Here is a 24,243-nt window from a genome sequence, read left to right on the forward strand (position 1 = left end):
CTAATTCTCCAATTTATAGAATGAAATTGCTTTTATATCTAAATTGCTATATAATAATGATAAGGAGGAAATAAGTATGTTAAAAGAAGTACTAACCGTTGCAAAAGTTGCGAAAAAATCATCACTCTTTTTGGGTGGTGTCGCATTTGGTACCCTTGGTTTGAAAATATTGGCAAGTAAGGAAGCTAAAAAAGGTTATTCTAAAGCTTTGGCTAAGGCTTATAAGTTAAAAGACGAGCTAGATGCATCTGTTTCTGTTGTGAAGCAACATGGAGATGATGTCTTGCAAGATGCCAAATATTTGTACGAGCAAGAGAAAAAAGAAGAGCAATTAGATAGCCTTATAGGGGAATAATATGTCTTTTAAAGTGCTACATAGAGGATACCAACATATCCGACTATCATCTTCTTTTTCACTCACCTTGGATATTCAAGACTATCTTCGTTCCTTGGCGAGAGATGAAAAGGGGATTGAGTCTATCCAGTTTTACATGGATCAACAGCACTTTACTCTACGTATAAAAGAAGGCTTTTCTGTATTAGATAATGCAGAAGCCTTTTTAAAAAGAATTGATAAAGGGAAAGTTTCTGAGTTGATGACTCTTCCCATTCGTAGAGAAGAGAGTGCTTATTCTATTGTTTCAGGTGCAGCGATTAAGCGTGTGCTTTTTCGTAGTCTTGTACCGTTTCCTATTCGCTATATATGGACTTGTTATCAGGCTTTGGGTTATGTTAGAGAAGCCTATCAGACTCTAGCTCGTAAGGAACTAACGATGGAGGTCTTGGACTGTTCAGCGATTTTATTGTCCTTATTTATGAACCAATCCAAGACGGCAAGTAATATCATGTTTATGCTTGATTTGGGGAATCATTTAGATCAGTGGTCTTTGAAAAAAACTGCAACAGATTTAGAACAAAGCCTTCTTGCAAAAGAGAGCGATGTATTCTTAGTACAGGGCGATACGGTTGTTAGTATCAAGAGTTCCGATGTTCAAATAGGAGATGTCTTGGTCTTATCTCAAGGAAATGAAATTCTATTTGATGGACAAGTAGTTTCAGGTTTAGGTATGGTCAACGAAAGTTCCTTGACGGGAGAGAGTTTTCCAGTTGAAAAAAGAGAGTCTGATTTGGTTTGTGCAAATACAGTATTAGAAACTGGAGAGTTGCGCATTCGTGTAACCGATAATCAGATGAACAGCCGTATTTTACAGCTGATTGAGTTGATGAAGAAATCTGAAGAAAACAAGAAAACGAAACAACGCTATTTCATCAAGATGGCGGATAAGGTCGTCAAATATAATTTCTTGGGTGCTGGGCTGACTTACCTATTAACAGGTTCTTTTTCTAAGGCTATTTCATTCCTATTGGTTGATTTCTCCTGCGCTTTGAAAATCTCTACTCCTGTAGCTTATTTAACAGCTATCAAGGAGGGGTTGAATCGTGAAATGGTGATTAAGGATGGAGATGTTCTGGAGAAATACCTGGAAGTTGATACTTTCTTGTTTGATAAGACGGGAACAATCACAACTAGTTATCCTATAGTTGAAAAGGTGTTACCTTTTGGGGACTATAGTGAGGAAGATATTCTCAGAATCAGTGCCTGTCTTGAGGAACACATCTATCATCCTATTGCTAATGCCATTGTCAAGCAAGCTGAGATAGAGGGAATTGAACATGAGGAAATGCATGGGAAACTCCAATATATCGCAAGCAAGGGGATCAAATCTCATATAGATGGGCAACCAGTTCTTATTGGGAATTATGTCTTGATGCAGGATGAGCAGATTCATATTAGTTTGGAACAACATGCTTTGATCGAAGAGTACAAGAATCACTACAATCTCTTATTCTTAGCCTACCAGAATGAATTGATTGGAATGTTCTGCATTCATACTCCTTTGAGAAAAGAAGCAAAGGCAGCCTTGGAGAAACTTAAGGCACAAGGGAAAAAATTGATTCTGGCAACAGGGGACACCTTGGTTAGAACAGAGGAATTAGTCAAAGATTTGCCCTTTGATCAGGTCTATACAGACTTGAAACCTGATGGGAAATTTGAGCTAGTAGAGGAACTGCAGAAAGCAGGTCACACTATTTTGATGGTTGGAGATGGATTGAATGACTCAGCAGCTCTAACCCTATCAGATATCGGTGTGGTGATGAATGAGAGTGCAGACATTTCTAAGCAGATGAGCGATATCTTATTGTTAGATAATCGCTTGGATTTCTTCCAAGAGTTGGATTGGCTATCATCATCTTTGCAAACACTCATCAAGAAGAATATTCAAGATACCGTTATCGTAAATAGTAGTTTGATTGGCTTTGGCTTGTTTAATTGGCTCAGTCCTTCAAATCTCTCTATCTTACATAATCTAACAACCTTACGTATTGTACTGCGTAGCCTGTCTATTAAGGCTAGATAGATATGGTTATCAACAACAAAAAGGAGTTACCTTTCTCGAGGTTAACTCCTTTTTTTATAGGTAAATGTTGAACAGTTTAGTAAGTCAATACAAAATATTTTTTCTTCCCACGTCGGATAACAGTGAGTTCGTTTTCTAACTTATCTGCGTCGCTCAAGACATAGTCAAGGTCTTGGATACGGTCGCCGTTGACGTAGATAGCTCCATTTTGAACATCTTCGCGAGCTTGGCGTTTTGAGTTAACCACACCAGATGACACGAGGAGTTCTACGATGTTGTGGTTTTCGTCTGCTTGCACTTGGTAGTTTGGCACACCACGAAGTCCTTGTTTAAGTTCTTTGACAGAAAGGTTTTTGATATTTCCTGCAAAGAGTTGCTCAGTGATGTTAAGGGCTTCTTTGTAGGCTTCTTCACCGTGAACAAGAGTCACGACTTCACGAGCCAAGACTTTTTGAGCCAAGCGTTCGTGTGGCGCCGCTTCAAATTGTTTGCGGATGTCTTCAATCTCGTCTAATGACAAGAAAGTAAAGATTTTCAAGAAGCGTACAGCGTCAGCGTCCATAACATTCATCCAGAATTGGTACATTTCGTATGGAGAAGTCTTTTCAGGATTGAGCCAAACAGCGTTTCCTTCAGATTTACCAAATTTCTTACCAGTTGCGTCTGTGATGAGTGGAACAGTGATAACGTGACCAGTCTTATCAGCCTTACGACGAAGCAACTCTGTACCAGCAGTCATATTTCCCCATTGGTCAGAACCTCCGATTTGAAGAGTGACATTGTGCTCTTGGTTCAAAACAAAGAAGTCATACCCTTGCATGATTTGGTAGGCAAACTCAGTGTAAGAAATCCCTGTTTCAATACGTTTCTTCACAGACTCCTTGCTCATCATGTAGTTGACAGTGAAGTATTTTCCGATATCACGGAGGAAGTCAATGAAGCTGATGCTGCCAAACCAGTCGTAGTTGTTGACCATGACAGCTTTATTTTCACCATTTTCAAAATCAAGAAAGCGAGAAAGTTGTCCTTGGATAGACTTGACCCAGCCATCTACTGTGTCTTTTGTTTGGAGACTACGTTCAGCATCTTTGAAGGACGGATCTCCGATGAGACCTGTAGCACCGCCAACGAGCGCATAAGGTTTGTGACCTGCTAGCTGCAAACGACGACTTGTCAAGATTGCGACAAGGTGACCTAGGTGAAGGCTGTCAGCAGTTGGATCGTAGCCAGTATAATAAGAAACTTGACCTTCTTCTAGGGCTTTACGCAAAGCTTCTTCATCAGTCGTTTGAAAAATCAAACCACGCTCTTTTAGCTCATCAAAAATGTGCATGTGTCTTTTCTCCTTTTTAAAATATTGTTTCTACCTATTTTACCACAAACTTGGCAAATAACCTAGTAAAATTGGGAAGAAAGTTGCTGCTTGGACTTTTTTGGAAACGAGTGAAATATGGTATAATAGCACTAGCTTATACTCAATGAAAATCAAAGAGCAAACTAGGAAGCTAGCCGAAGGCTGTACTCGAGTACGGCAAGGCGAGACTGACGTGGTTTGAATTTGATTTTTGAAGAGTATTATTTTCAGAGAAATAGATAAAAACAGTTAAGAAAGGGGCTGAAAGATGTCTCATATTATTGAATTGCCAGAAGTCTTGGCAAACCAGATTGCAGCAGGAGAAGTGATCGAACGTCCTGCCAGCGTAGTTAAAGAGTTGGTTGAAAATGCTATCGATGCTGGCTCAAGCCAGATTATCGTTGAGATTGAAGAAGCTGGTCTTAAGAAAATCCAAATTACCGATAATGGTCACGGGATTGCACACGATGAAGTAGAGTTGGCCCTCCGCCGTCATGCGACTAGCAAGATTAAGAATCAAGCTGATCTTTTTCGGATTCGGACCCTCGGTTTTCGTGGTGAAGCCCTGCCCTCTATCGCTTCTGTCAGTGTTCTGACTCTTTTGACTGCAGTAGAGGGTGCAAGTCACGGGACCAAGCTAGTGGCTCGCGGGGGAGAAGTAGAAGAAATTGTGCCTGCGACCAGTCCTGTGGGGACCAAGGTTTGTGTGGAGGATCTCTTTTTCAACACACCAGCTCGTCTAAAGTATATGAAGAGCCAGCAGGCAGAGTTGTCTCATATCATCGATATCGTCAATCGTCTAGGCTTGGCCCATCCTGAGATTTCCTTTAGCCTGATTAGCGATGGCAAGGAGATGACACGAACAGCTGGTACGGGTCAACTGCGCCAAGCTATTGCTGGGATTTATGGTTTAGCTAGTGCTAAAAAGATGGTTGAAATTGAGAATTCTGACCTAGATTTTGAAATTTCAGGCTTTGTCTCATTGCCTGAATTGACGCGGGCTAATCGCAACTATATCAGCCTCTTTATCAATGGCCGTTATATCAAGAACTTTCTACTCAACCGTGCTATTCTTGACGGTTATGGAAGCAAGCTCATGGTAGGGCGTTTTCCACTGGCTGTCATTCACATCCAGATCGATCCTTATTTGGCAGATGTCAATGTGCATCCGACCAAGCAAGAAGTGCGGATTTCTAAGGAAAGAGAACTGATGGCGCTGCTTTCAGAGGCTATTTCAAATAGTCTCAAGGAACAAGCCTTGATACCTGATGCTTTAGAAAATCTTGCCAAGTCGACCGTTCGTAATCGTCAAAAGGTAGAGCAGACCATTCTCCCACTCAAAGAAAATACGCTCTACTATGAAAAAACAGAACTCTCAAAACCCAGTCAAGTTGAGGTTTCAGACCATCAAGTAGACTTGACTGAGGAAAGGCAGGATTTAACCTTGTTTGCCAAGGAAACCTTGGACCAGTTGACCAAGCCTGCAAAACTGCATTTTGCAGAGAGAAAGCCTGCTAACTATGACCAATTAGACCATCCGGAGTTAGACTTAGCCAGTCTTGATAAGGCTTATGACAAGCTGGAGAGAGAAGAATCATCCAGCTTCCCAGAGTTGGAGTTTTTCGGACAGATGCACGGGACCTATCTCTTTGCCCAGGGGCGAGATGGACTCTACATCATAGACCAGCACGCGGCTCAGGAACGAGTCAAGTACGAGGAATACCGTGAAAGCATCGGCAATGTTGACCAGAGTCAGCAACAACTCCTAGTGCCCTACATCTTTGAATTTCCAGCGGATGATGCCCTTCGTCTTAAGGAAAGGATGCCTCTTTTGGAGGAAGTGGGCGTACTTCTAGCAGAGTACGGAGAAAATCAATTCATCCTGCGTGAACATCCTATTTGGATGGCAGAAGAAGAGATTGAGTCAGGCATCTATGAAATGTGTGATATGCTCCTCTTGACCAAGGAAGTTTCGATCAAGAAATACCGAGCAGAGCTGGCTATCATGATGTCCTGCAAGCGGTCTATCAAGGCCAACCATCGTATCGATGATCACTCAGCCAGACAGCTTCTTTATCAGCTTTCTCAATGTGACAATCCCTATAACTGTCCTCATGGACGTCCCGTTTTGGTGCATTTTACCAAGTCAGATATGGAAAAAATGTTCCGACGCATTCAGGAAAATCACACCAGTCTACGAGAACTAGGAAAATACTAATACTCTTCGAAAATCTCTTTAAACTGCGTCAGCCTTACCTTGTCTAACTTAAGTTATGCCTACGGTTAGCTTCCTAGTTTACTCTTTGATTTTCATTGAGTATAAATTGAAGGGAAAATTATGTACGAATATCTAAAAGGTATTATTACCAAAATTACTGCTAAATACATCGTTCTAGAAGCTAACGGCATCGGCTACATCTTACACGTAGCCAATCCTTATGCTTACTCAGGACAAGTCAATCAAGAAGCGCAAATCTATGTGCATCAAGTTGTTCGCGAAGACGCTCATCTCCTTTACGGTTTTCGTTCAGAAGACGAGAAAAAACTCTTTCTCAGCTTGATTTCGGTGTCGGGCATTGGTCCTGTATCAGCTCTTGCTATTATCGCGGCTGATGACAATGCAGGCCTCGTTCAAGCCATCGAGACCAAGAATATCACCTACTTGACCAAGTTTCCGAAGATTGGTAAGAAAACAGCCCAGCAGATGGTGTTGGACCTAGAAGGTAAGGTGGTTGTGGCAGGTGATGAGCTTCCTGCTAAGATTGCTGTTCCATCTAGCAGTGATAACCAAGAATTGGAAGAAGCTATGGAAGCCATGTTGGCACTGGGCTACAAGGTAACAGAGCTCAAGAAAATTAAGAAATTCTTTGAAGGAACGACAGATACAGCAGAGAATTATATCAAGTCGGCCCTTAAGATGTTGGTGAAATAGGAGATTTCTATGTCAAAACGCTGTGGCTGGGTTAAAATGAACAACCCTCTGTATGTAGCCTACCACGATGAGGAATGGGGCCAGACCCTCCATGATGACCGAGCGCTTTTTGAGTTGCTCTGTATGGAGACTTATCAGGCAGGCTTATCTTGGGAAACGGTACTCAATAAACGCCAAGCCTTCCGTCAAGTTTTTCATGGTTACCAAATTCAAGCTGTTGCAGACATGACGGATGAAGAACTGGAATCTTTGTTAGAAAATCCAGCTATCATTCGTCATCGCGCCAAGATTTTTGCGACGCGAGCTAATGCCCAGGCCTTTCTACAAGTTCAGAAAGAGTATGGCTCTTTTGATGCTTATCTCTGGTCTTTTGTAGATGGGAAAATCATAGTTAATGATATCCCGGACTACAGTCAAGCACCAGCCAAAACGCCTTTGTCCGAAAAAATATCCAAGGAACTCAAAAAACGTGGCTTCAAGTTCACAGGACCAGTCGCTGTTTTATCCTTTCTACAAGCTGCAGGGCTAGTTGATGACCATGAGAATGATTGTGAATGGAAGGGGAATTAAATGATGTCTAACAAATATAAGGGAATTCTGATTTTTGCGATTCTCTATACAGTCCTTTTTGTGTTTGATGGTATACGAGTATTTGATGCTCCATTACCTTCTTCTGCAGGGACATATTTAGTCTATACCATCATGTTTGTGTATGGTTGCTTCTTATTTAAGTCCCTATTGCTCCAAAAGTGGGAAGAGATTAGAAAGGCTAAAAGAAAATTCTTCTTTGGCGTCTTAACAGGATGGCTCTTTCTCATTCTGATGACTGTTGCCTTTGGATTTGTATCAGAGTTGTTGAGGCAGTTTTTCGGGCTGGTCGGACAAGGTCTAAACCAGTCGAATATTCAAAGTACCTTTCAAGAACAACCACTACTGATAGCGGTTTTTGCCTGTGTCATAGGACCTTTAGTGGAAGAGCTCTTTTTCCGTCAAATTTTATTGAGATATTTTAGGAAAAGTCTGCCAACTTGGCTGAGTGTCTTTTTGGTCGGCCTTGCCTTTGCGCTTGCTCATATGCACAGTTTGTCTTTATCAGAGTGGGTCGGTGCAGTCGGATACCTAGGTGGGGGCCTTGCCTTTTCTATTATTTATGTGAAAGAAAAGGAGAATATCTACTATCCCCTACTTGTTCACATGTTAGGCAATAGCCTCTCCTTTATTATTTTAGCTATCGGTAGTATGTGATGAAAATGCTAGTAACGATACTGAAAAAAGCTGAGATTTCTATCTCAGCTTTATTTGTTATAGTCAAAGCGAATGACTTGCTCCGTTGCATCTACATGGGCGTGGACCCCAAAGGGGACAATAGCTCTTGGAGTTGCATGACCAACATTTAGATTATAGACAATCGGGATATTGCTATCAATGATATCCAATAGTGCCTCTTTATAGTCGTCATAAAAGGTTTCATCCATTGGCTTTCCGACCAAGAGTCCACTGATAACCTCGAATATCCCATTTTCCTTCAAAGTCCGCAACATCTTTTTGAAGTCTTCTGGCTTAGGCTTTTCTTCGCTGGTTTCTAGCAAGAGGATTTTTCCTTCCCAGTCTGACAAGTCAGGGAAAAGTTTGTATTTTTGGCAGAGCTCCGTACTGTCTGCGTATCGAGAATTGTCAAAGATATCATAGAGAGATTCAAGGCAACCACCGAGAATTTCTCCCTCAAACTGAGCATTTCCTTGCAATAAGTCAAAACCTGTATTTACATGACTGATACGAGCTGTTCCCAGGGCCTTTGGACTAAAGTCAATCCGTTCCTCATACCAAACGTCGCTAGGGCGGATTTCTGAGATTTTTCCAGTCTCAATCAATTCTTTAAAGTAGTGGCGGCTATATGGCAACATTTCTTTGTCTAATTCACAAATGTCTGCTAAAAAGGATTGACCATAAAAAGTTTTAACACCTAGTTTATGCAACATGAGATGGTTCATGGTTGTATCCGAGAAACCAAGAAAAATCTTTTGTTTGATAACTTTTTCTAGTTGGTCATTTTCAAAAAGGTAGGGCAACAAACGATAGGTATCATCTCCACCGATGGCGCATAGGATCATGTCGATACTATCATCAGAAAAGGCTTGCATCAAATCCTCCGCACGCGCTTCAGGATGGTCCTTGATAAAGTCTAAGCCTTTTAACGAATGGGGCAAAAAGATAGGATTAAGTCCCAGATCCTTGAGACGTTGGACACCCAAGTCCACTTCGTGTTTGACAAAGTCTTCTCCGATAATGCCACTAGACAAACTAACAATACCAATAGTAGAAACCATATCTCATCCTCCTAGAAATAGATTGATGCTATTGTATCACAAAAGAAGAGGGGAAACAACAAGAATTAGAATCAGAAAAAGGCTTTTAGATCACGAAAGTAAGCAAAAAAGCAACCGCTCGATGTGGTTGCTTTTTATAGTAGTTGCATTCTTATAGAGCAGTAAGGAAGGTCAGTCCGCCAAGGATAACCCCAGCCGAGTTTGGAATGATTAGAATCCAGTCTTTCTTAGGCTCTTTTGTCCATCCATAAATGACCCAGATTAAGCAAGAAACAGCTGCTGATAAAGGTTGGAATGGTTGAGCTTTATTTCCTTGTAAATTGGCAAAAATTTGGGGGATGTAGGCTATAAATACAATAATTCCGATAAAGGCACCAATTGAACCAACAATTTGATTAATTCTCTGTTTAGTCATATATACTTCTCCTTATTACTTTATTAGTATAACAGAAAAACAACTTGGATTCAAGGACAAAACCTCGGGATTCTAAGGAAAGACTTTACATTGAAGTAAATTTAGACAAAATGTCTATTTATGATTTTGACGAATCAATAAATGATTTGGAACTACAAAAAAAGTAGTCTGTCTACAAAACACACTACTTTCATTGTTTATCTTAATATCTAGCAGGTCCTGCACTTGCGCTCTTGATGTTGAAACGTTTTTTGAGGTAGAAACGTAGGGCAAGGAGAGCTCCTCCAATCACCAACAAAACAAGAGGTGGGAGACTAATGTTGATGGCTTGTGGAAGGAAGTTACTCAAGAAGAGGATGAAGACCCAGGCAAACATGGTTGCTAACATAACCAAAAGTGATTTCCAGAATGGAGGACGTTGGCTACGGTCAGTATCTGGTCCGTAGTAGCGGTAGATGAAGTGGTAGAGAAGGTAGAAGGCAACTCCTCCGAAGGCCCCTACACTGATGAGTGTTACCAAACCGTAAGCCACTGGTTGGTTTGAGAAGAAGCTCATCAAGGCACTAACTACTGCAAACAGTCCTGTAATGAAAAGGGCTGAATCCAACATCATCAATTTTGGATCGTCATTTTCCTTTGGATGTTCTTTTTCGTATTGCTCTTTTTCGCTAAAGCTGTGAGCCCAGTGAGTTGGTGCTCCGTAGATAGAACGAGCGGTCACACCTTTTGGTTGTTCTTCAAGGATATGAGGAATGACTTCTTCAAGGATAGCCTTGATTTCGGCGTCAGTTTTTCCATCCTTTAGAAATTGCTGGGTTGCAATGTGGATAAATTCTTGGTTTTTCTTGGTTAATTCTTTTAAATCAATCTGTGACATAATAACTCCTGTTAGAACCATTTTTTATGGATGAGGTAAAGAGTGAGAGAAACACTCATAGCAAAGGCGATAAAGACGATGAGCCAGAAAGCATGCGGTTCTCCGTTTAAAGGAATTTCATTATCCTTAAAGTTCATTCCGTAGGCTGAGAAAATCATGGTCGGGATGGACATAACGATAGTCACAAGTGCCAAGGTTTTCATGATATTGTTCTGGTTGTTTGAAATGATAGAAGCGAAGGTTTCTGTCATAGAGTGAAGGACGTTTCCATAGATGTCCGCCATCTCGATGGCCTGTTGCGTTTCAATCAAGGTATCTTCCAGTAAGTCTTCGTCTTCAAGGTATTTCTTGATATTGCTAGTTGCGCTGGTCAATTTTTTAATCACGCGCTCATTTGTCTTCAGAGAAGCTTTGAAGTAGACGATGGTCTTTTCCAACTCCATGAGTTCGATCAATTCTTCGTTTCGAGTAGATTTGTGAAGTTGACTCTCGATCTGCTCACTCTTACGTTCGATTGAACGGAGGGCTGTCAAGTAAATCTCCGCATTGCGGTAGAGGATTTGGAAGATGAAGCGCGAACGCATGAAGGTATAGAAATTCCGAAGCCTACGATTGATAAAGACATCAAGAAGTGGTAGTGGCTCCAAGCAGGTAGTGATGATAGCCTCTTCTGTTATGATAATCCCCAAGGGAATGGTCACGTAGTAGGTCTGGTTATTTCTTTCCTCTGTGATTGGGACGTCTACGATAATCAAGGTGTACTCATCTTCGATGGTGATACGAGACATTTCTTCCGCATCGAGTGGTGCACGGAGGTCTGCGATATCAATATCAAAGGCAGAGGCGATTTCCATCGATTCGCTTTGAGTAGGATTGACGAGATTGATCCAAGTGCCCGGCTGGAGCGTATCGATCTCTTTAAATTCAGTTGTTGTTGAGAGAAAGACTTGTTTCATATCTCCTATCCTTTCCTAATCTAATCCGTGTTTCAGTGATTTTTGACACCGTACTATTATACTACAAAATCGGCTTTTTTCAAATAAAATCTTACAAAAACACCGTTGTTATTGGCTTTTTGCTTTGTCTTGAACCGTTGATTTTTGAATTTGCTCCCCTTTTTGCTCCCCTTATAGTGCTTTTAGTGCAGTTTCGTAGAATGAGACTGCTTTTTTTGCATTCTCTTTCGAGAGGTGGCTATAAATGTCCATAGTCATGGATAAAGTAGAATGACCTAAACGGTGCTGAAGTTCCTTGTAAGGAATGCCAGAGTTAAGCAATAAACTAGCGTGAGTATGACGGAATCCGTGAAAGCCAATGTTAGGAACATCAGCGCGCTTAAAATGTGTTAGCAATCTTCTTTTAAGTTTTGAACTGCAAGGATATTCATGAATGAAATCCGAAAATATCACGCTTTCACGTTGTCCTATCTTCCAGGCCTCTTTAGCTTGGCGTAGTTTGTACTGTTTCAGCATGCTAACAGTCGCTCGATCTATATCTATATCCCGATAACTAGCCTTAGATTTTGGGCTATTGATTTCTAGATCCCGATTTAGAGTTTTGGTGATGTGTACAATGGCATTATCTAAATCTATATCAGACCAGGAAAGGGCTAAAGCTTCGTTGATACGACAACCAGTAGCCAATAGGAACTTATAGAGCGTTGCCTCATAGTAATAACGATATCTATCGCTATCTAAATTATCGAGATAAACAAGAAACTTTTTTAATTCTGGATTTTCAAAGTGTTTTACTTTTTGTCGTTTTGCTTTCTGAGTGTTACGAGGTAAAACAACATCACGGGCAGGATTGGACGGTATCGCTTGCATGGTTACGCCATACTGTAAGATACGTTTGTTTAAAGCGTGTATCATATCATAGTGTAGAAAAGCCCCTTTTTCCCCTCTATTAGCCTTGTCAGCAAGTTTATTGATAATTGACTGGATAAGTGGAGCGGTGAGTTTGTCGAGCTTATAAGCCCCGAAAGTAGGCAATATATGATTATCAAGTAGCTTTCTAACATTGCCTTGAGTGTTTGGCTTAACAGTATTTTTATAACTTTCCCACCAGAGAGTGGCTAATTCTTGATAGCTTGTTATGGTACTAGCTTTTTGTCTAGTACAACCGTCTTTCTGAAAAGCAATTTTTTCCTGATTAGCTTTCTGCTTAACTTCCTTTTGTGTCCTCCCCGTTACCTTAGTTTTAACCTTCTTTCCTGTTACCTGGTCAATTCCTAGATATACATTAGCACGGTAGACTTTACTACCGTCTTTTTTAATAACTTCAGTTATTTTCATGATTTATACCTTTCTAAAAAACATCAGCAGGCAAGCTATTATTAAAAAGGTTTTAGATTGTGGTTTAAATCATGCTAGGGCTTCACAGATTGCCCTGTATTCGATTTTAATTAGTCAGACGGTAAATAATACCAGAGTTGGAAACAAGGCGGATATGGGGCTAATATAGCGTTGAACTCCGAGCGAAAATGAAGAAATTGCAAAATCAAAATTTAAGCCCCATACTAATTGAGATTCTCAGTTGTTCCCATTTTGGAAATACTGATTTTTATGCTATAATAATGAAAAACTCAGGAGGAGAAAGCATGGTTAAAGTTCGTAAGCTTCCTGTAATAGTAGATGCTATTCAAATTGATACAGAAATGTATATCGACACTTTAGAAGGAGTCATGAAGGCTTCTCCGGGAGATTGGATTGTCACAGGCGTAGATGGTGAAAAATATCCTGTTAAACCAGATATTTTTGAGAAAACTTATGAAATTATTCGAGGTTAGATCTTTAAGGTCTAACCTTTATTTTTTTGACAATATCAGACGACCTTTTATCAAAAGCTTGATCAATATATCTATTTGGGTTCTTTTTAAAATCATCCCATTTAACTAATATACAATACCGATCTTCTTCGCTCCATGCATGTTTGTCGTTGTCAAGAGGGAGATAAAAATTATAACTAAACTCTTTAACAGTAGTGTCTTCATTTATTTTGACTACATCATGATTTTTAAAACAAGTAAAACACGCCTGTTCTCCTCTATAAATACGATCATACATCGAAGGTAAAACTACTCCTAAAAGTCCATTTCTTTTACCTGCTGAAGTATTCGATAGCGAGGCTTGCAATTCTCTTTTGATGTAATTTTGATTTTGGCAATAGTTATTCTCGGAACTTTCGGAACCGATAAGATGAATAGTAACTGTAGAATCTTTTAGATAATCTTCTCGTATTCTTCGCATGATGTAGTCTTCATCTTGCGAATCAATCGGTTCGTTTAGAGACTTGTCAATCATATCCACGTCTAAATTTTCCTGTATATATTTTTTGAACTCCATATCATGAGTTTTAAAAGATATAAAACATTTATGCGCGCTCATTGTTTTTCCTTTCGTTGAATAGTGTCCGTTTGCAAGTTAGCCCAATTTATATTTTCGCTAGAGATAATAGTTTCACAACGTTCAACAAGCAAGGCGAAGCCATCTTTTTCGTTTTTATAAACCCCCGTACCTGTTAAAAACATATATTTTTCATGTTTTAAAGATTCGGTTGTTCTACGGTAATCAATCCAATTATCATGATGCTTCGATATAGATATAAAACTTTCACAAAGCAACATTGAACCAGCAAATACAGCAGACCAAAGTTCAAATTTTATTGGCTTGCAAATTGCTAATAGAGGAATTAAGAATCCCATCAGCACTTCTGTATACTTTAAAATTTTAAACCATTTTTGATGGTGTTGACTTTTTGTGTCATACCAATCAATTTGATTATCCAGTCTAGATTTTAGATATTCAGCAGGTTCCATCTATTTTCCTTTCTATATACTGAAGTTAAGAAACTAATCATCTTTTCTTATTTTTCTAGATTTTTCCTTAAGATTAGAAATGATATCAGAAGCCCATTCACCGGTTTCAAGGTACTTTTTGATTTTATATGCATAACTGTTTAAAAATGCTATCTGCATTTCTAAATCCATTAATTCTGTACCAGTAGATCCTTCTAAATAAGTTGATAATCCATCCACTGTTTTCTCAAAATAATCTTGCAAGTCTTCAAGACTTTCCAAAGGTTTAGAGGTGTTTTTTTGGAACAAATAGATATTAACTATATCTTCTATACCAAAATTTAAGAAGAAAGCCTTGTCAACAACTGCTTGAGTTCTTTGTAAGGCTGGTTTATCAATAGAGGCACCATTAAAAATTTTTTTAAAAAGTTCTTCTACAGCTTCCCAGTTATAATGACTTCCTCCGCGTTCCCCATGTAATAATTGACTTACAGTCATATCTCCAATCTTGGCTATAGACTTTAGACGCTCAGGATTCGGGATAGAAAGCCCGTTTTCCCATCGAGAAACTAGACCTTTTCCTGCTCCAAAGAGCTTCCCGAACTCCTCTAAAGTCATCCCTTTTTCTTGCCGTATGGATTTTATACGAGATCCAATTACTTTTTTATCTTCAATATCATTCATTAATCAAAGCCTCCTGTTTGCTTCAGACATATTGTATCAAACAGAAAGCTAAAAATCCACAAAATGTTTTAAAAAGTTATACAAAAGTGTTGACATTCAATTTGAAATAGACTAAAATTGGTTGCATAAGGTTATAAGAAAGGAGATTGTTATGTACAAACCTAATAAGGTCAGAGGTTATCGCAACATGTTAGGAATGACCCAAAAACAAATGGGTGAAGCACTTGGAATTAGCAAGCAAAGTTATATGAACAAGGAAAAAGGATATGTGACTTTTAAAGATTCTGAAAAACTAGTTTTTAAAAATCTACTGTTATCATTGTTCCCCGACATAAAACTTGAAGATATATTTTTTTAGAAAGAAGGTTATATAATGTTGCATGCTACCTTTGGTTTAGCTCTAAAGAAAGGATCAAAAACATGGAACTAGTCTACATGGACGGCAAGAAAGAGCCGTATACTACAAGCGAGATCATCGCCGAATGTGCTGAGGTTACTCATCACACAATACAAGAACTTTTAAGAAAGCATAAAGCTGATTTTGAAAGCTACGGAATTATCGCATTTGAAATGCGTAAATTAGATGGGCGAGGGCGACCAATGAAAATCTATCGCCTAAATGAACAACAGGCAACCTTGCTGATCACTTATCTAAAGAATACCGAACCTGTACGGCGGTTCAAAATGAACCTAGTCAAAGCATTCTTTGAAATGCGTGAGGAACTTTCTAAGTTTCGTATGCAGAGGGCGCTAGAAAAGCCAAAAAGAAAAACGCTGCATGACAGTATTGAGAACTGGGAACAAGCACCAAAGCACGCGCATAGCACCATGAACAATCTGCTACTAAAGGCAGTAACTGACAGGAACGCTAAACAGTTAATGGCGGAACGTGGGGGCTATAATGGCATCGATAGCTTGACCAGTGAGGAGCTGGAGCAGTACCAGGCATTTGAAGACATGGTAATAGCCATGATCGGCTTGAATATGAGTTATCAGGAAATCAAAGCTATGGTATTCAGAAATAAAAAACCACGCACTAAATGCGCGTGATCGCAACAAAAAAGGCTTACCGAGACCAATCAGCGAAGCCTTTCACACTAACACTAAAACGAATTTAACAAAAAGCAGGCAAGCTATTATTAAAGAGGTTTTAGTAAAGATTTATACCTAGATTATAGCATATTTAGGGCAATTTGACCATACGGAGAGCGCCAACTCTTTAAACTGGTACTTTCTCACGCTTTCAATTTGGCGACTCTGAGCGTGAGGCTAGCATTTACAAGAAAAAAACTGTATAAGAAACAACCATTAAAAATCTCCACACTCTCGGTCGGCAAACTTCTGAGTGTGAGGATATCCTGGATAGTAAAAGGCATTAAAAGGCCATCAAGGCAATTACATAGACAAAGAAACAAAGGTAAAAAACATGACAGAAACAACATACGATATTATCACTAAAAGCTTGGATAAAATTAACTCAGAATTACACCAAGCTGACGAAAATAACGATTTTTCTAGAATATGGGTTTTATCAGGACAGTTAAAAACTATTAAAGAAAATCTAAATCGTTTACTTTGGATTGAACTTCCTGAATTGAATGAAAGCCATAAAATCGAGGCAGTCTCTAAAAGCACTACGGGAATGTTTTTCCACCCTGGTATTTTTGAAATGGACGCTATGCGCCAAGCCTTCTTTAAACGCCAAGCCAAGCACTTTTTTGACAACGAAGCAGAGCAGCAGGCGTATATAGAACATGCTGAAAAGGAGTATTTAGAGGCTACTATAACCTCAAAAGATATTCTTTTTAATTCTAAAAATGCTAATCAGAAAGTAAGTAAAGATCATCTTATAGAGAAGTTTGAGGAGGCAATGCAATGACAACAGACCTAGATAACATGACACAAGCAGAATTTGATAAACAAATGGCTGAAATCAAGGAGAGACACCCTAACCTCTTCCAGTTTATCTCTGATTTTGTAGATCGAAAAGTAAGCACTGAAGAGGTGGACGACTTCCTGAAGATGGGACGAAGCGACCAAGTGGACTACATCAAGAACTATAAAGCGAGGGCATAACATGAACGAACTAGATTTAACCAACACACAGGCGGTTTTTGTTAGCCTGGTACTGATTGGTGTATTACTCTATCTAAACCACCGAGACCGCCAAAAAAGCGCCAAAATTGAGCGAGAAAGCAAACAGGGGATAGAAACACCTAGCGAGGATTTAAACCCTGATTATGGTCGTTATATCCAGCTTGCAGGGGTCAACGTATGGGGAGGAATTGAATGAGTCTGACAGAGAATGACAAGCGAGTATTAAGACTAATCAAAGTGGGGGCTGAAAACTCCATCACAGGGGCAGAAATCAGCTTACTCACTAAGCTAGCAGAAAGAACCGTACAGGACATTATCAGTCGCCTGATCACGCGCTACGGTGTTCCTATCATCGGGGTACGTCACGGAGCTTTCAGAGGCTACTTTATCCCAGCTAACAAAGAGGAGCTACTGGACGGAGCAAAGGCGTTCTATAACCAGGTACAGGAAGAACAGAAACGCCTAACGGTCCTTTTAAATGCTGATTTAGAGAGCTACAAGCAACTACTGAAGGGAGCTGATGAATTTGTTTAGTCTTAGCAAAGAGAGCGAATATGAGCTAACTCATGGCGTTCTGGAGCTTGTGGAGAATTACCTGGAGGCGCGTGATACAGTCAAACCACGTTTGACAGGGTTAATCTCAGCCCAGGAAGTCATGGACGAGTTAGACGTAAAATATAAGACACTCCAAAAGTGGGAAGATGCTGGGCTAAGACGATACCAGCCCCCACTAGAAGACACTAGGAAAATCTATTATAAAATATCTGACATCTGGAAGTTTATGGGGGTGGAAAATGGCAAGGTATAGTATTCATCCGGCAGATAATAAAGGACATTATCACAATATTAAATTTTACAAAGAGCGCAGGCCAACCCTAGACCAGCTAAAGGAACAGCAAAGGCTTAAAAAGCTGAAGAAAAAACGTAGAAAGGGGCGATAATGTGGCAATTTACGAGGCTAGAGGCTTTCAGGGTAATCTTGTCTATCCATTTGATAAGATTGAGCCATTCCAGTATATTGAACGCTTTAAACCTTTTGTAGTCCCTGAAAGTGCTGATCCGGAGGAATACAAAAGAACCCAGGCGCCATATTGTTTAAGTGGTAAGGTTATGCCGGAGAAAAACGGGAGTTACAAGCGAAACAACACCAGCCTAGTATATCGGGATTTGATTTTTCTTGACTATGACGATATACAGGAGACGTCTGAGGGCTTCATAAACGCCGTTTCTAGCGCTTTGTTTGGCTACTCCTATATTTTATACCCCACTATCAAACATTGCTTAGAAAAGCCCCGTTTTCGCCTTGTGGTGAAGCCTGACAACGTGATGAATGAGGCAACCTATAAGCTGGTAGTAAAAGAGATTGCTGACAAGATAGGGCTACCCTTTGACATGGCCAGTCTGACCTGGTCACAACTCCAAGGGCTACCAGTAACCACTGGGAAGATAGAAGATTATCAAAAGATTGTAGAGCATGGCCTAGATTATCCAGTCCCCAAGGTTGAACCAAGAGCGAAGCAAGGAACTACTGAGCTTTACAAGCCTAGAGCAAGTGGCCAGAGATCGATGACCATGAGAATCATTGACACGCTTTTTAATGGCTTTGGAGACGAGGGAGGGCGTAACGTGGCACTCACGCGCTTTGTGGGGCTACTCTTTAACAAGTGGGTTGATTGTGACCTAGAGACCGCCTACGAGCTGACAAAACTAGCCAATAGCGTAACTGCTAACCCCCTGCCAGAGAAGGAGCTGGATAGGACTTTTGAAAGCATAGCACGGGCAGAATACAGAAAGAGAGGGTAGAACCATAGAAAAGGAAAAATTGAAAAACCTGGAAAGTGAAATCTTAGAGGTGAGAGAGCAAGAACAACCACCTAGAACGATGAAGGAGCTTGAAAATCGTATCTTTCAGGCTGGTGAAGAATGGCGAGCAGAACATACTGAAACAAAGGTAAACGAGGCCACAGGGGACGTTACCGAAAAGGTCGCTATGCCCCAAACCTTCACAGTCGCTAAAATTTTAAGCGATATTGTCACGTTTACTTTTATCAGTAAGAGCAGCATAGCTGATTATAGCCTACTCTATATCTATGATTTAGACGAGGGTATCTATACCGCTAGTAATGATCTTTTCAATCTTTTATGTAAGACTTTTGACGTGAGAATTAAACCCAGAGAGTGGCCTCAGATTAAGTTAATGGTTAGGACATTGACAAAGATACAAAAACCTTTAGAAAGTGCTAACCTCATTCCCGTACAGAACGGCATTATCAACTTAGAAACTAAGGAACTACTCCCCTTTAGTCCTAAGTATGTAATTACAAGTAAGATAAGCACGGCCTACCACGCGCCTAAACGAGTCCCAACAGATAGAGAGGGCAAAACTTTTGATGATTGGTTGAACTCAATCGCTTGTAATGATAGTGAACTGGTAACACTGTTTTGGCAGATTATCCTTGAAGCTATCAATCCTAACCACACCCGAAACAAGTTCGCTATCTTCTACGGGGACGGTAACAATGGTAAGGGGACATTTCAGCGCTTCCTTATCAATCTGATAGGGGAAAGCAATATATCAGCCTTAAAACCTGCACAGTTTGCTGAAAAGCATAACTTAGAAACTTTGGTAGGCAAAGTTTGCAATATTGGAGATGAAGCACCTAACGAATACTTAAAAAATCCTTCTGATTTAATGAGTATCACTAGTGGCGACACCGTGCTAGTCAATCCAAAAGGTCGGCCAGCTTTTGAAGCTACTTTTAAGCTATTCAATATCTTTTCAGGAAATTATATCCCCAATGGTGGGAACAAGACAAAGGGCTGGTATCGTAGAATTATGATCGTACCTTTCAATGCGGACTTTAATGGGGAAAAGGAAAAGCCTTGGATAAAAAACGAGTTTTTAGCAAATAAGGAAGTCCTAGAATATGCCCTATACAAAGCTATCAATCAAGAGCCATTTACTCACTTTATCGAACCTCAATCAGTCAAAGACCTGCTAGAAGAATACCAAGAGGATAATGACTACTTACTTTCATGGGTTAAGCATGAATACATGGAAAGAGGTTGGCATGAGCTGGACGTGGTACCCGTTTTTATACTGACCAGATCACTGAAACATTATGCTGAAGATATGGGCATACCCAAGCCCAATGTTTACGGGGCAGGAAAAGATACTATCAGACACCTACAACAGTTAACACCTAATAAGTATCAACTTAAAAAAGCTCGTGTTAGGATTGAAGATTTTGACAAACTGGATCCGTTGGAGTTTGAGAGACCTAAATTGGGTCGAGTAAATCACGCTATAACTAAAAAAGAATAATGTTGACCTTCTCATAACGCTCTAAACCATTGATATGACTGGGTTTTTACGAAATTTGTTGACCTTCTTGTTGACCTTGTTTTAAAGAAGGTCAACATCCTAAACCCTTGATAGCACTAGTTTTATAGCCTTTATGTTGACCTTGTTACCTTCTTTTTAACTCTCTATATAGGGAAAAAAATAGTATTTATATATATAAGGGCAAGGACTTCAAAAGAAGGTCAACATGGTAACAAAGTGACCTAAACCCTTGTGGCAGTAAGGCTGAACTACGTTACCTAGAAGGGCAACAAAACACCAAAGAAGGGCAACAAATTAACAAATATTACATAATTTACCTTAAAATATGAACAGGAGAAAAACAACATGACATTAAAAACATTTTCAGATAAAGCAAAAACATTCACTTTCACTTACGAATTTAAAGACCTAGATACTGCTATGGTTGCAGGTCACGCGCTACTGGGATATATGACTGGAACATATTGCCAGCCTACAATATCATTGACCTACAAGGATAAGGGAACGCTGGTCGCTGAGTATGTGGAGGATAAGAAGTTAAACAAGACCTTCAAGCGTATTTGTGACAGTTTCAAAGACTATTACAAGCAACCAGAGGGAGATGAAGCATTTGAAGAACGTTACAAACAGGAGCGCGTGCTTCAACTCAAAAAGTCAGAGAACTTTGAAAGCTTGCTGAATAAGGTCACAGACTACGAACTGGAGCTATTAGACTATGCTGACCGCTTGCTTTCTGATAAACCTATCCCTATGGACTCTATGACCGCTTTTGGTACGTTGGAAATGCTGGGCGATGAAAGTATTAGCCTACTCCAAAAGTTGGACGTAGAAGGCGAATATAAAGGCCTTGCTGATTATGTGGCAGAGGCAGAAAGCTAGAACAATCAAGAGAGGCGCTAGCCTCTTTTTGTGGTTTCATTGCTACTGAACCCAATCAATTTGGGTTTTTCTATATAGGGGGATTTTTGAACGAATGGAAGTTATAAAATCAATAACCATAGAGACATTTATAAAGCCAATGAAAAACAAGAATATCAGTCACGGTATAGCTGAGTTGGACGGTAGAAAACTAGAGATAGACCTAGATAATCTGTATATCACCTTTGAACGTGATCATTTTGATTTAGCAAGCATACCAGGAACCAAGGGAGGAAATCGCTACTTCTTTCTCTGTCCTATTTGTGGTAATCGATGCAGAAAACTCTATAAGAGACTTTTGCTATATGGTTGTGGAACATGCCAGAAAATCCACAAATCAACACTGAACCGAAGTAAGACAGATTGCCAATACTATTGGGAGCTTGCGCTGAGAGAAGCTAGAAAGGTAGAACCAGGTTGGAGTCCCAAACGTGGCGGATATATGTTTGATAGTTTTCCTGAAAGACCAAAGTATATGAAACGTAACAAGTATTATAAGCATTATCAAAAGTTTGTTAACTACACCAGAAAAGGGGATAGCTTTTGGCTGAATGGTTTGGGATCCCTGAGATAATTTGTAGTAGGGTGCGCGTGATTTGAAAAAAGTTATTCGTTTAGGAAAAGGAAACAGGAAATACTTAGGTTTTGGTAAGGTATTGGTAAGGTTTAAATTAGGTTTTGCATTTAATAATAGCAAGGTACAGGGCTTTGTTCTAGAGATAAAACACTAAGATTTCCTAAGATATAGATACTTTTAGAACCATAGAACGGTAAGGTTTTGGTAAGGTGTCGGAGTTTTTCATTGGTGAGGTTTTGGTGAGGTAGTGGCCAAAAGAAATGCCTTAAAAATAGGGGGATAATAAGCTGTTGAACTCCGAGCGAACGCCGAGAAAATAGCTCTTGAACAGAGAACGAACAGAGAAGATTATATAGCTTGAACCTCGAGCGAAGCCCGAGAAAGTGGGGTATATCCCCTTATCATTTATCAAGCATATAAGAGCAATAATAACCCTCCTTAACTCCCTGAGAAATGACAAGCAGATAAGCGGAGTTTTTAGCCCTCTTATTTCGGATTTACTCCTTGCAGAATGGTAGGCAGATAAGGACGATAATAAGCCTTCTTAATTGCTTACAAAACGATAGGGAGATAAGAGCAATTTAAAAATCTGTTATTTTGGATTTGTTGCTTACCAAATGATAAGCAGATAAGCAAAGAAATAACTTGCCTTAATTGCTTGCAGAATGACAAGGAAATAAGAGAGATAAAAACATCCCTTAATTGCTTATCAAACCATAAGGAGATTATCTCCCTCCCCACGCGCTTCTACGAACTTCACCCGTCATTGTACATTTTTTCTCACGGGAAATACTTCCCAGGGAATAAATGAACCTCGAGCGAAGCTAGAGAAAACGCAAAAAGCCAAGGCTCTCCACCTCGGCAATAATTTCAACACAATTATTATATCATGGAGGAGGCCAAGGCATGACACCAGAGCAGGTAAAAGAAAAACTAGAGGGCGTTAAGTGGATAAACAAGGAGATCAAAGGCTTATATTTGGAATTGGAAGCCCTGGAGAGTGGTATTATCAAAAAGCCAACACTAAGCCATAGCAGGGTGCAGACAAGCAGAGAGAACAAGACAGAGAACAATCTTATAAGTGTTCTGAAGCTAAAAGAGGATACGCTCCGGAGGATTGAGCGACTTACTGAGGAAAGAATGGCAATATCTGGTCTAATCGATAAACTGGACAATCCGCTTGAGCGTTCTGTCCTAAGACTTTTTTACTTGAATGATCTTGTAGTTTTGGAAGTCGCTGAAGAATTAGGTAAGTCTAAAACTTCGATATATCAGGCTAGAAAAGAAGCTATAGAACACTTGGCAGGTATGGTAAATGAGAATTGATTTTAGAACCAAAGAATGGTTAGGTTTTGGCTAGGTTTTGATTAGGTTTTACATTTTAAAATAGCAAGGCACAAGACCTTATTTTAGAGATAAAACACTAAAATTTCCTAAGATATAGATATTTTTAGAGACAAAGAACGTTAAGGGGGATATAATCGAACTCCTAGAAAACGTAAAAAAGACAGCACAGGGCTGACTCCTTTATAAATTATTCCTTAAAACTATTATACCATGAAGGAGTATCAACTTGACCATTAAAGAAATAGAGGAACAACTAAAAAGAGTAAAGAAAGGGAACGACCTTATCCAGAGACTGCAACTAAAGTACCAGAGTTTAGACAATGGGCTATTATCTGGATCCAATCAATTCACTACAAGGGTAAAAACTAGCAAAACCAATACCACCGAGGATAAGATACTGGAAACCTTGGAACTTAAAGATAAAATAGTGGAGCAAATACAAACTATTACTAGCGAACGTATGGAAGTAATGGACATGATAGATCAGTTAGATGATGTAGTTGAATGGTTGGTATTGGTAATGATATACTTTAATAATTTCCCTATGATAAAAATCTGTAATGATTTAAATTTTAGCAAAGTACAAATTTACAGAATTAAGAAAAAAGCCATTGAGAACTTGGCCGAGGTAAAAAATGCAAATCGATAAAAAAGAGACAGTCAAACAGGTATACAGATTTCTAAAAAGCTATCACTCATTGATTAAATTGAGCCTAGACGGTCAAGATGGAGCGTTTAGAGCCAAAGCTGAGGAGTTGGTGGGTGTGATTGATGTTTACAAGGATAATCTGGATGATTTAAGGCGCGAGATATTCGCTAATCTCTTTACAAGAAGAGTAGGGGAGAGATTAAAGCTATGGCAGTTATATGAGACACTAGAGATTGATAAAGCTGAGTATGAACATCTCAAGACTGAGATACTGCTAGACTTTGCTAAAAGCTATCGTGGTGGTGTTTTGTTAGTATATGAGTAGCCCTAAGCCCAATATTTGCCCCTATTTCATTTTGTTTTGGACTGGACGACTAAACCCCAACCATGGAAAACTAAAAGCCCTTAGAAACAAATCTGAGGGCTTTTGTGAAGTCATGATTTTATAAACCACGCGCTTCATGGTATAATATACCTATCAGCAACCAGCAATTAAAAAAGCAC

At 39.6% G+C, this 24,243-nt stretch carries 30 protein-coding genes; 21 read left to right on the forward strand and 9 right to left on the reverse strand.

Features of this window, described 5'->3' with window-relative positions; genetic code table 11:
- Nucleotides 1-76: 76 nt before the first annotated feature.
- On the forward strand, nucleotides 77-355 hold the full coding sequence (locus ADH81_RS03110; protein WP_000910909.1) for a DUF6110 family protein: 279 nt from the start codon (nucleotides 77-79) through the stop codon (nucleotides 353-355).
- A gap of 1 nt (nucleotide 356) precedes the next feature.
- On the forward strand, nucleotides 357-2,420 hold the full coding sequence (locus ADH81_RS03115) for a heavy metal translocating P-type ATPase (protein ID WP_049526437.1): 2,064 nt from the start codon (nucleotides 357-359) through the stop codon (nucleotides 2,418-2,420).
- 76 nt (nucleotides 2,421-2,496) lie between these two features.
- Here ADH81_RS03115 and tyrS read toward each other — a convergent pair whose 3' ends face one another.
- On the reverse strand, nucleotides 2,497-3,753 hold the full coding sequence (gene tyrS, locus ADH81_RS03120) for a tyrosine--tRNA ligase (RefSeq protein WP_036758166.1): 1,257 nt from the start codon (nucleotides 3,751-3,753) through the stop codon (nucleotides 2,497-2,499).
- Between the two features lie 289 nt (nucleotides 3,754-4,042).
- On the opposite strand from tyrS, the gene mutL reads away from it, so the two are divergent.
- From mutL to ADH81_RS03140, 4 genes are all read left to right on the forward strand, one after another.
- Nucleotides 4,043-5,992, forward strand: a complete 1,950-nt coding sequence (gene mutL, locus ADH81_RS03125) for a DNA mismatch repair endonuclease MutL (protein ID WP_049526439.1) — start codon at nucleotides 4,043-4,045, stop codon at nucleotides 5,990-5,992.
- A gap of 120 nt (nucleotides 5,993-6,112) precedes the next feature.
- On the forward strand, nucleotides 6,113-6,706 hold the full coding sequence (gene ruvA, locus ADH81_RS03130) for a Holliday junction branch migration protein RuvA (RefSeq protein ID WP_049526441.1): 594 nt from the start codon (nucleotides 6,113-6,115) through the stop codon (nucleotides 6,704-6,706).
- Between the two features lie 9 nt (nucleotides 6,707-6,715).
- On the forward strand, nucleotides 6,716-7,276 hold the full coding sequence (locus tag ADH81_RS03135) for a DNA-3-methyladenine glycosylase I (RefSeq protein ID WP_049526443.1): 561 nt from the start codon (nucleotides 6,716-6,718) through the stop codon (nucleotides 7,274-7,276).
- Nucleotides 7,277-7,951, forward strand: coding sequence for a CPBP family intramembrane glutamic endopeptidase (locus ADH81_RS03140; RefSeq protein WP_049526445.1), 675 nt, complete (start codon nucleotides 7,277-7,279; stop codon nucleotides 7,949-7,951).
- Nucleotides 7,952-8,001: 50 nt separating this feature from the next.
- Here the strand turns inward: ADH81_RS03140 and ADH81_RS03145 are convergent, their stop codons facing one another.
- From ADH81_RS03145 to ADH81_RS03165, 5 genes are all read right to left on the reverse strand, one after another.
- A complete protein-coding gene (locus tag ADH81_RS03145) occupies nucleotides 8,002-9,033 on the reverse strand; it encodes a S66 family peptidase (protein ID WP_049526447.1) in 1,032 nt (343 codons plus the stop codon).
- Nucleotides 9,034-9,184: 151 nt separating this feature from the next.
- Complete coding sequence (locus ADH81_RS03150) at nucleotides 9,185-9,448, reverse strand: SemiSWEET family transporter (RefSeq protein ID WP_004250486.1); 264 nt, start codon at nucleotides 9,446-9,448, stop codon at nucleotides 9,185-9,187.
- A gap of 202 nt (nucleotides 9,449-9,650) precedes the next feature.
- Nucleotides 9,651-10,325, reverse strand: coding sequence for a DUF1129 domain-containing protein (locus tag ADH81_RS03155; protein ID WP_006146142.1), 675 nt, complete (start codon nucleotides 10,323-10,325; stop codon nucleotides 9,651-9,653).
- A gap of 11 nt (nucleotides 10,326-10,336) precedes the next feature.
- Nucleotides 10,337-11,281 (reverse strand): magnesium transporter CorA family protein, encoded by a 945-nt coding sequence (locus tag ADH81_RS03160; RefSeq protein WP_000815631.1) that lies wholly within the window; start codon nucleotides 11,279-11,281, stop codon nucleotides 10,337-10,339.
- Between the two features lie 171 nt (nucleotides 11,282-11,452).
- Nucleotides 11,453-12,619 carry a tyrosine-type recombinase/integrase gene (locus tag ADH81_RS03165; RefSeq protein WP_049526450.1) on the reverse strand — a complete coding sequence of 389 codons (1,167 nt, stop codon included), beginning with the start codon at nucleotides 12,617-12,619 and terminating at the stop codon, nucleotides 11,453-11,455.
- A gap of 305 nt (nucleotides 12,620-12,924) precedes the next feature.
- On the opposite strand from ADH81_RS03165, the gene ADH81_RS03170 reads away from it, so the two are divergent.
- Complete coding sequence (locus ADH81_RS03170; protein WP_000241531.1) at nucleotides 12,925-13,113, forward strand: hypothetical protein; 189 nt, start codon at nucleotides 12,925-12,927, stop codon at nucleotides 13,111-13,113.
- A gap of 4 nt (nucleotides 13,114-13,117) precedes the next feature.
- Here the strand turns inward: ADH81_RS03170 and ADH81_RS03175 are convergent, their stop codons facing one another.
- Genes ADH81_RS03175 through ADH81_RS03185 form a run of 3 tightly spaced genes read right to left on the reverse strand, consistent with a single transcriptional unit; the run spans nucleotide 13,118 to nucleotide 14,805 of the window.
- On the reverse strand, nucleotides 13,118-13,711 hold the full coding sequence (locus ADH81_RS03175; RefSeq protein WP_001272713.1) for a TIR domain-containing protein: 594 nt from the start codon (nucleotides 13,709-13,711) through the stop codon (nucleotides 13,118-13,120).
- Nucleotides 13,708-14,142 carry a DUF4231 domain-containing protein gene (locus ADH81_RS03180; protein ID WP_000433043.1) on the reverse strand — a complete coding sequence of 145 codons (435 nt, stop codon included), beginning with the start codon at nucleotides 14,140-14,142 and terminating at the stop codon, nucleotides 13,708-13,710. Before ADH81_RS03180 ends, ADH81_RS03175 begins: the two co-directional genes overlap by 4 nt.
- 33 nt (nucleotides 14,143-14,175) lie before the next feature.
- Nucleotides 14,176-14,805 (reverse strand): helix-turn-helix domain-containing protein, encoded by a 630-nt coding sequence (locus ADH81_RS03185; RefSeq protein WP_000997837.1) that lies wholly within the window; start codon nucleotides 14,803-14,805, stop codon nucleotides 14,176-14,178.
- Nucleotides 14,806-14,956: 151 nt separating this feature from the next.
- Here ADH81_RS03185 and ADH81_RS03190 point away from each other — a divergent pair, with 151 nt between their 5' ends.
- The 14 genes from ADH81_RS03190 (at nucleotide 14,957) to ADH81_RS03255 (ending at nucleotide 24,064) form a co-directional block, all read left to right on the forward strand.
- The gene (locus tag ADH81_RS03190; RefSeq protein WP_000277811.1) at nucleotides 14,957-15,163 is read left to right on the forward strand and encodes a helix-turn-helix transcriptional regulator; all 207 of its coding nucleotides are present in this window, start codon (nucleotides 14,957-14,959) and stop codon (nucleotides 15,161-15,163) included.
- Nucleotides 15,164-15,225: 62 nt separating this feature from the next.
- The gene (locus ADH81_RS03195) at nucleotides 15,226-15,855 is read left to right on the forward strand and encodes a Rha family transcriptional regulator (protein WP_049526454.1); all 630 of its coding nucleotides are present in this window, start codon (nucleotides 15,226-15,228) and stop codon (nucleotides 15,853-15,855) included.
- Between the two features lie 376 nt (nucleotides 15,856-16,231).
- A complete protein-coding gene (locus tag ADH81_RS03200) occupies nucleotides 16,232-16,684 on the forward strand; it encodes a hypothetical protein (RefSeq protein ID WP_049526456.1) in 453 nt (150 codons plus the stop codon).
- Complete coding sequence (locus ADH81_RS03205; protein WP_049526457.1) at nucleotides 16,681-16,881, forward strand: hypothetical protein; 201 nt, start codon at nucleotides 16,681-16,683, stop codon at nucleotides 16,879-16,881. Before ADH81_RS03200 ends, ADH81_RS03205 begins: the two co-directional genes overlap by 4 nt.
- A 1-nt stretch (nucleotide 16,882) precedes the next feature.
- The gene (locus ADH81_RS03210) at nucleotides 16,883-17,098 is read left to right on the forward strand and encodes a hypothetical protein (protein ID WP_049526460.1); all 216 of its coding nucleotides are present in this window, start codon (nucleotides 16,883-16,885) and stop codon (nucleotides 17,096-17,098) included.
- The gene (locus ADH81_RS03215) at nucleotides 17,095-17,436 is read left to right on the forward strand and encodes a DNA-binding phage protein (RefSeq protein ID WP_049526461.1); all 342 of its coding nucleotides are present in this window, start codon (nucleotides 17,095-17,097) and stop codon (nucleotides 17,434-17,436) included. Before ADH81_RS03210 ends, ADH81_RS03215 begins: the two co-directional genes overlap by 4 nt.
- The gene (locus ADH81_RS03220) at nucleotides 17,429-17,710 is read left to right on the forward strand and encodes a hypothetical protein (protein WP_049526489.1); all 282 of its coding nucleotides are present in this window, start codon (nucleotides 17,429-17,431) and stop codon (nucleotides 17,708-17,710) included. The genes ADH81_RS03215 and ADH81_RS03220 overlap by 8 nt, the downstream gene beginning before the upstream one ends.
- Nucleotides 17,711-17,844: 134 nt before the next feature.
- Nucleotides 17,845-18,705, forward strand: coding sequence for a primase alpha helix C-terminal domain-containing protein (locus tag ADH81_RS03225; RefSeq protein WP_049526463.1), 861 nt, complete (start codon nucleotides 17,845-17,847; stop codon nucleotides 18,703-18,705).
- Nucleotides 18,706-18,724: 19 nt separating this feature from the next.
- A complete protein-coding gene (locus ADH81_RS03230) occupies nucleotides 18,725-20,227 on the forward strand; it encodes a DNA primase family protein (RefSeq protein ID WP_049526466.1) in 1,503 nt (500 codons plus the stop codon).
- A gap of 366 nt (nucleotides 20,228-20,593) precedes the next feature.
- The gene (locus tag ADH81_RS03235; RefSeq protein ID WP_049526467.1) at nucleotides 20,594-21,127 is read left to right on the forward strand and encodes a hypothetical protein; all 534 of its coding nucleotides are present in this window, start codon (nucleotides 20,594-20,596) and stop codon (nucleotides 21,125-21,127) included.
- 103 nt (nucleotides 21,128-21,230) lie between these two features.
- A complete protein-coding gene (locus ADH81_RS03240; RefSeq protein WP_049526490.1) occupies nucleotides 21,231-21,740 on the forward strand; it encodes a hypothetical protein in 510 nt (169 codons plus the stop codon).
- Nucleotides 21,741-22,649: 909 nt separating this feature from the next.
- Entirely contained in the window at nucleotides 22,650-23,069 is a 420-nt protein-coding gene (locus tag ADH81_RS03245; protein ID WP_049526469.1) for a DUF1492 domain-containing protein, read from the forward strand.
- Nucleotides 23,070-23,316: 247 nt separating this feature from the next.
- The gene (locus ADH81_RS03250) at nucleotides 23,317-23,739 is read left to right on the forward strand and encodes a DUF1492 domain-containing protein (RefSeq protein ID WP_080979267.1); all 423 of its coding nucleotides are present in this window, start codon (nucleotides 23,317-23,319) and stop codon (nucleotides 23,737-23,739) included.
- Nucleotides 23,726-24,064, forward strand: a complete 339-nt coding sequence (locus ADH81_RS03255; RefSeq protein ID WP_049526471.1) for a hypothetical protein — start codon at nucleotides 23,726-23,728, stop codon at nucleotides 24,062-24,064. Before ADH81_RS03250 ends, ADH81_RS03255 begins: the two co-directional genes overlap by 14 nt.
- Nucleotides 24,065-24,243: the final 179 nt, after the last annotated feature.

This window comes from Streptococcus pseudopneumoniae (assembly GCF_001072925.1).
Classification (GTDB): domain Bacteria; phylum Bacillota; class Bacilli; order Lactobacillales; family Streptococcaceae; genus Streptococcus; species Streptococcus pseudopneumoniae_Q.

Coding starts and splice junctions, on each gene's coding strand:
- ADH81_RS03150 (WP_004250486.1), bottom strand. CDS start 9,448: ATGACTAAACAGAGAATTAATCAAATTGTTGGTTCAATTGGTGCCTTT.
- ADH81_RS03215 (WP_049526461.1), top strand. CDS start 17,095: ATGAGTCTGACAGAGAATGACAAGCGAGTATTAAGACTAATCAAAGTG.
- ADH81_RS03205 (WP_049526457.1), top strand. CDS start 16,681: ATGACAACAGACCTAGATAACATGACACAAGCAGAATTTGATAAACAA.
- ADH81_RS03195 (WP_049526454.1), top strand. CDS start 15,226: ATGGAACTAGTCTACATGGACGGCAAGAAAGAGCCGTATACTACAAGC.
- mutL (WP_049526439.1), top strand. CDS start 4,043: ATGTCTCATATTATTGAATTGCCAGAAGTCTTGGCAAACCAGATTGCA.
- ADH81_RS03160 (WP_000815631.1), bottom strand. CDS start 11,281: ATGAAACAAGTCTTTCTCTCAACAACAACTGAATTTAAAGAGATCGAT.
- ADH81_RS03135 (WP_049526443.1), top strand. CDS start 6,716: ATGTCAAAACGCTGTGGCTGGGTTAAAATGAACAACCCTCTGTATGTA.
- ADH81_RS03255 (WP_049526471.1), top strand. CDS start 23,726: ATGCAAATCGATAAAAAAGAGACAGTCAAACAGGTATACAGATTTCTA.
- ruvA (WP_049526441.1), top strand. CDS start 6,113: ATGTACGAATATCTAAAAGGTATTATTACCAAAATTACTGCTAAATAC.
- ADH81_RS03145 (WP_049526447.1), bottom strand. CDS start 9,033: ATGGTTTCTACTATTGGTATTGTTAGTTTGTCTAGTGGCATTATCGGA.
- ADH81_RS03165 (WP_049526450.1), bottom strand. CDS start 12,619: ATGAAAATAACTGAAGTTATTAAAAAAGACGGTAGTAAAGTCTACCGT.
- ADH81_RS03235 (WP_049526467.1), top strand. CDS start 20,594: ATGACATTAAAAACATTTTCAGATAAAGCAAAAACATTCACTTTCACT.
- ADH81_RS03140 (WP_049526445.1), top strand. CDS start 7,277: ATGATGTCTAACAAATATAAGGGAATTCTGATTTTTGCGATTCTCTAT.
- tyrS (WP_036758166.1), bottom strand. CDS start 3,753: ATGCACATTTTTGATGAGCTAAAAGAGCGTGGTTTGATTTTTCAAACG.
- ADH81_RS03185 (WP_000997837.1), bottom strand. CDS start 14,805: ATGAATGATATTGAAGATAAAAAAGTAATTGGATCTCGTATAAAATCC.
- ADH81_RS03180 (WP_000433043.1), bottom strand. CDS start 14,142: ATGGAACCTGCTGAATATCTAAAATCTAGACTGGATAATCAAATTGAT.
- ADH81_RS03190 (WP_000277811.1), top strand. CDS start 14,957: ATGTACAAACCTAATAAGGTCAGAGGTTATCGCAACATGTTAGGAATG.
- ADH81_RS03175 (WP_001272713.1), bottom strand. CDS start 13,711: ATGAGCGCGCATAAATGTTTTATATCTTTTAAAACTCATGATATGGAG.
- ADH81_RS03155 (WP_006146142.1), bottom strand. CDS start 10,325: ATGTCACAGATTGATTTAAAAGAATTAACCAAGAAAAACCAAGAATTT.
- ADH81_RS03170 (WP_000241531.1), top strand. CDS start 12,925: ATGGTTAAAGTTCGTAAGCTTCCTGTAATAGTAGATGCTATTCAAATT.
- ADH81_RS03210 (WP_049526460.1), top strand. CDS start 16,883: ATGAACGAACTAGATTTAACCAACACACAGGCGGTTTTTGTTAGCCTG.
- ADH81_RS03110 (WP_000910909.1), top strand. CDS start 77: ATGTTAAAAGAAGTACTAACCGTTGCAAAAGTTGCGAAAAAATCATCA.
- ADH81_RS03200 (WP_049526456.1), top strand. CDS start 16,232: ATGACAGAAACAACATACGATATTATCACTAAAAGCTTGGATAAAATT.
- ADH81_RS03245 (WP_049526469.1), top strand. CDS start 22,650: ATGACACCAGAGCAGGTAAAAGAAAAACTAGAGGGCGTTAAGTGGATA.
- ADH81_RS03115 (WP_049526437.1), top strand. CDS start 357: ATGTCTTTTAAAGTGCTACATAGAGGATACCAACATATCCGACTATCA.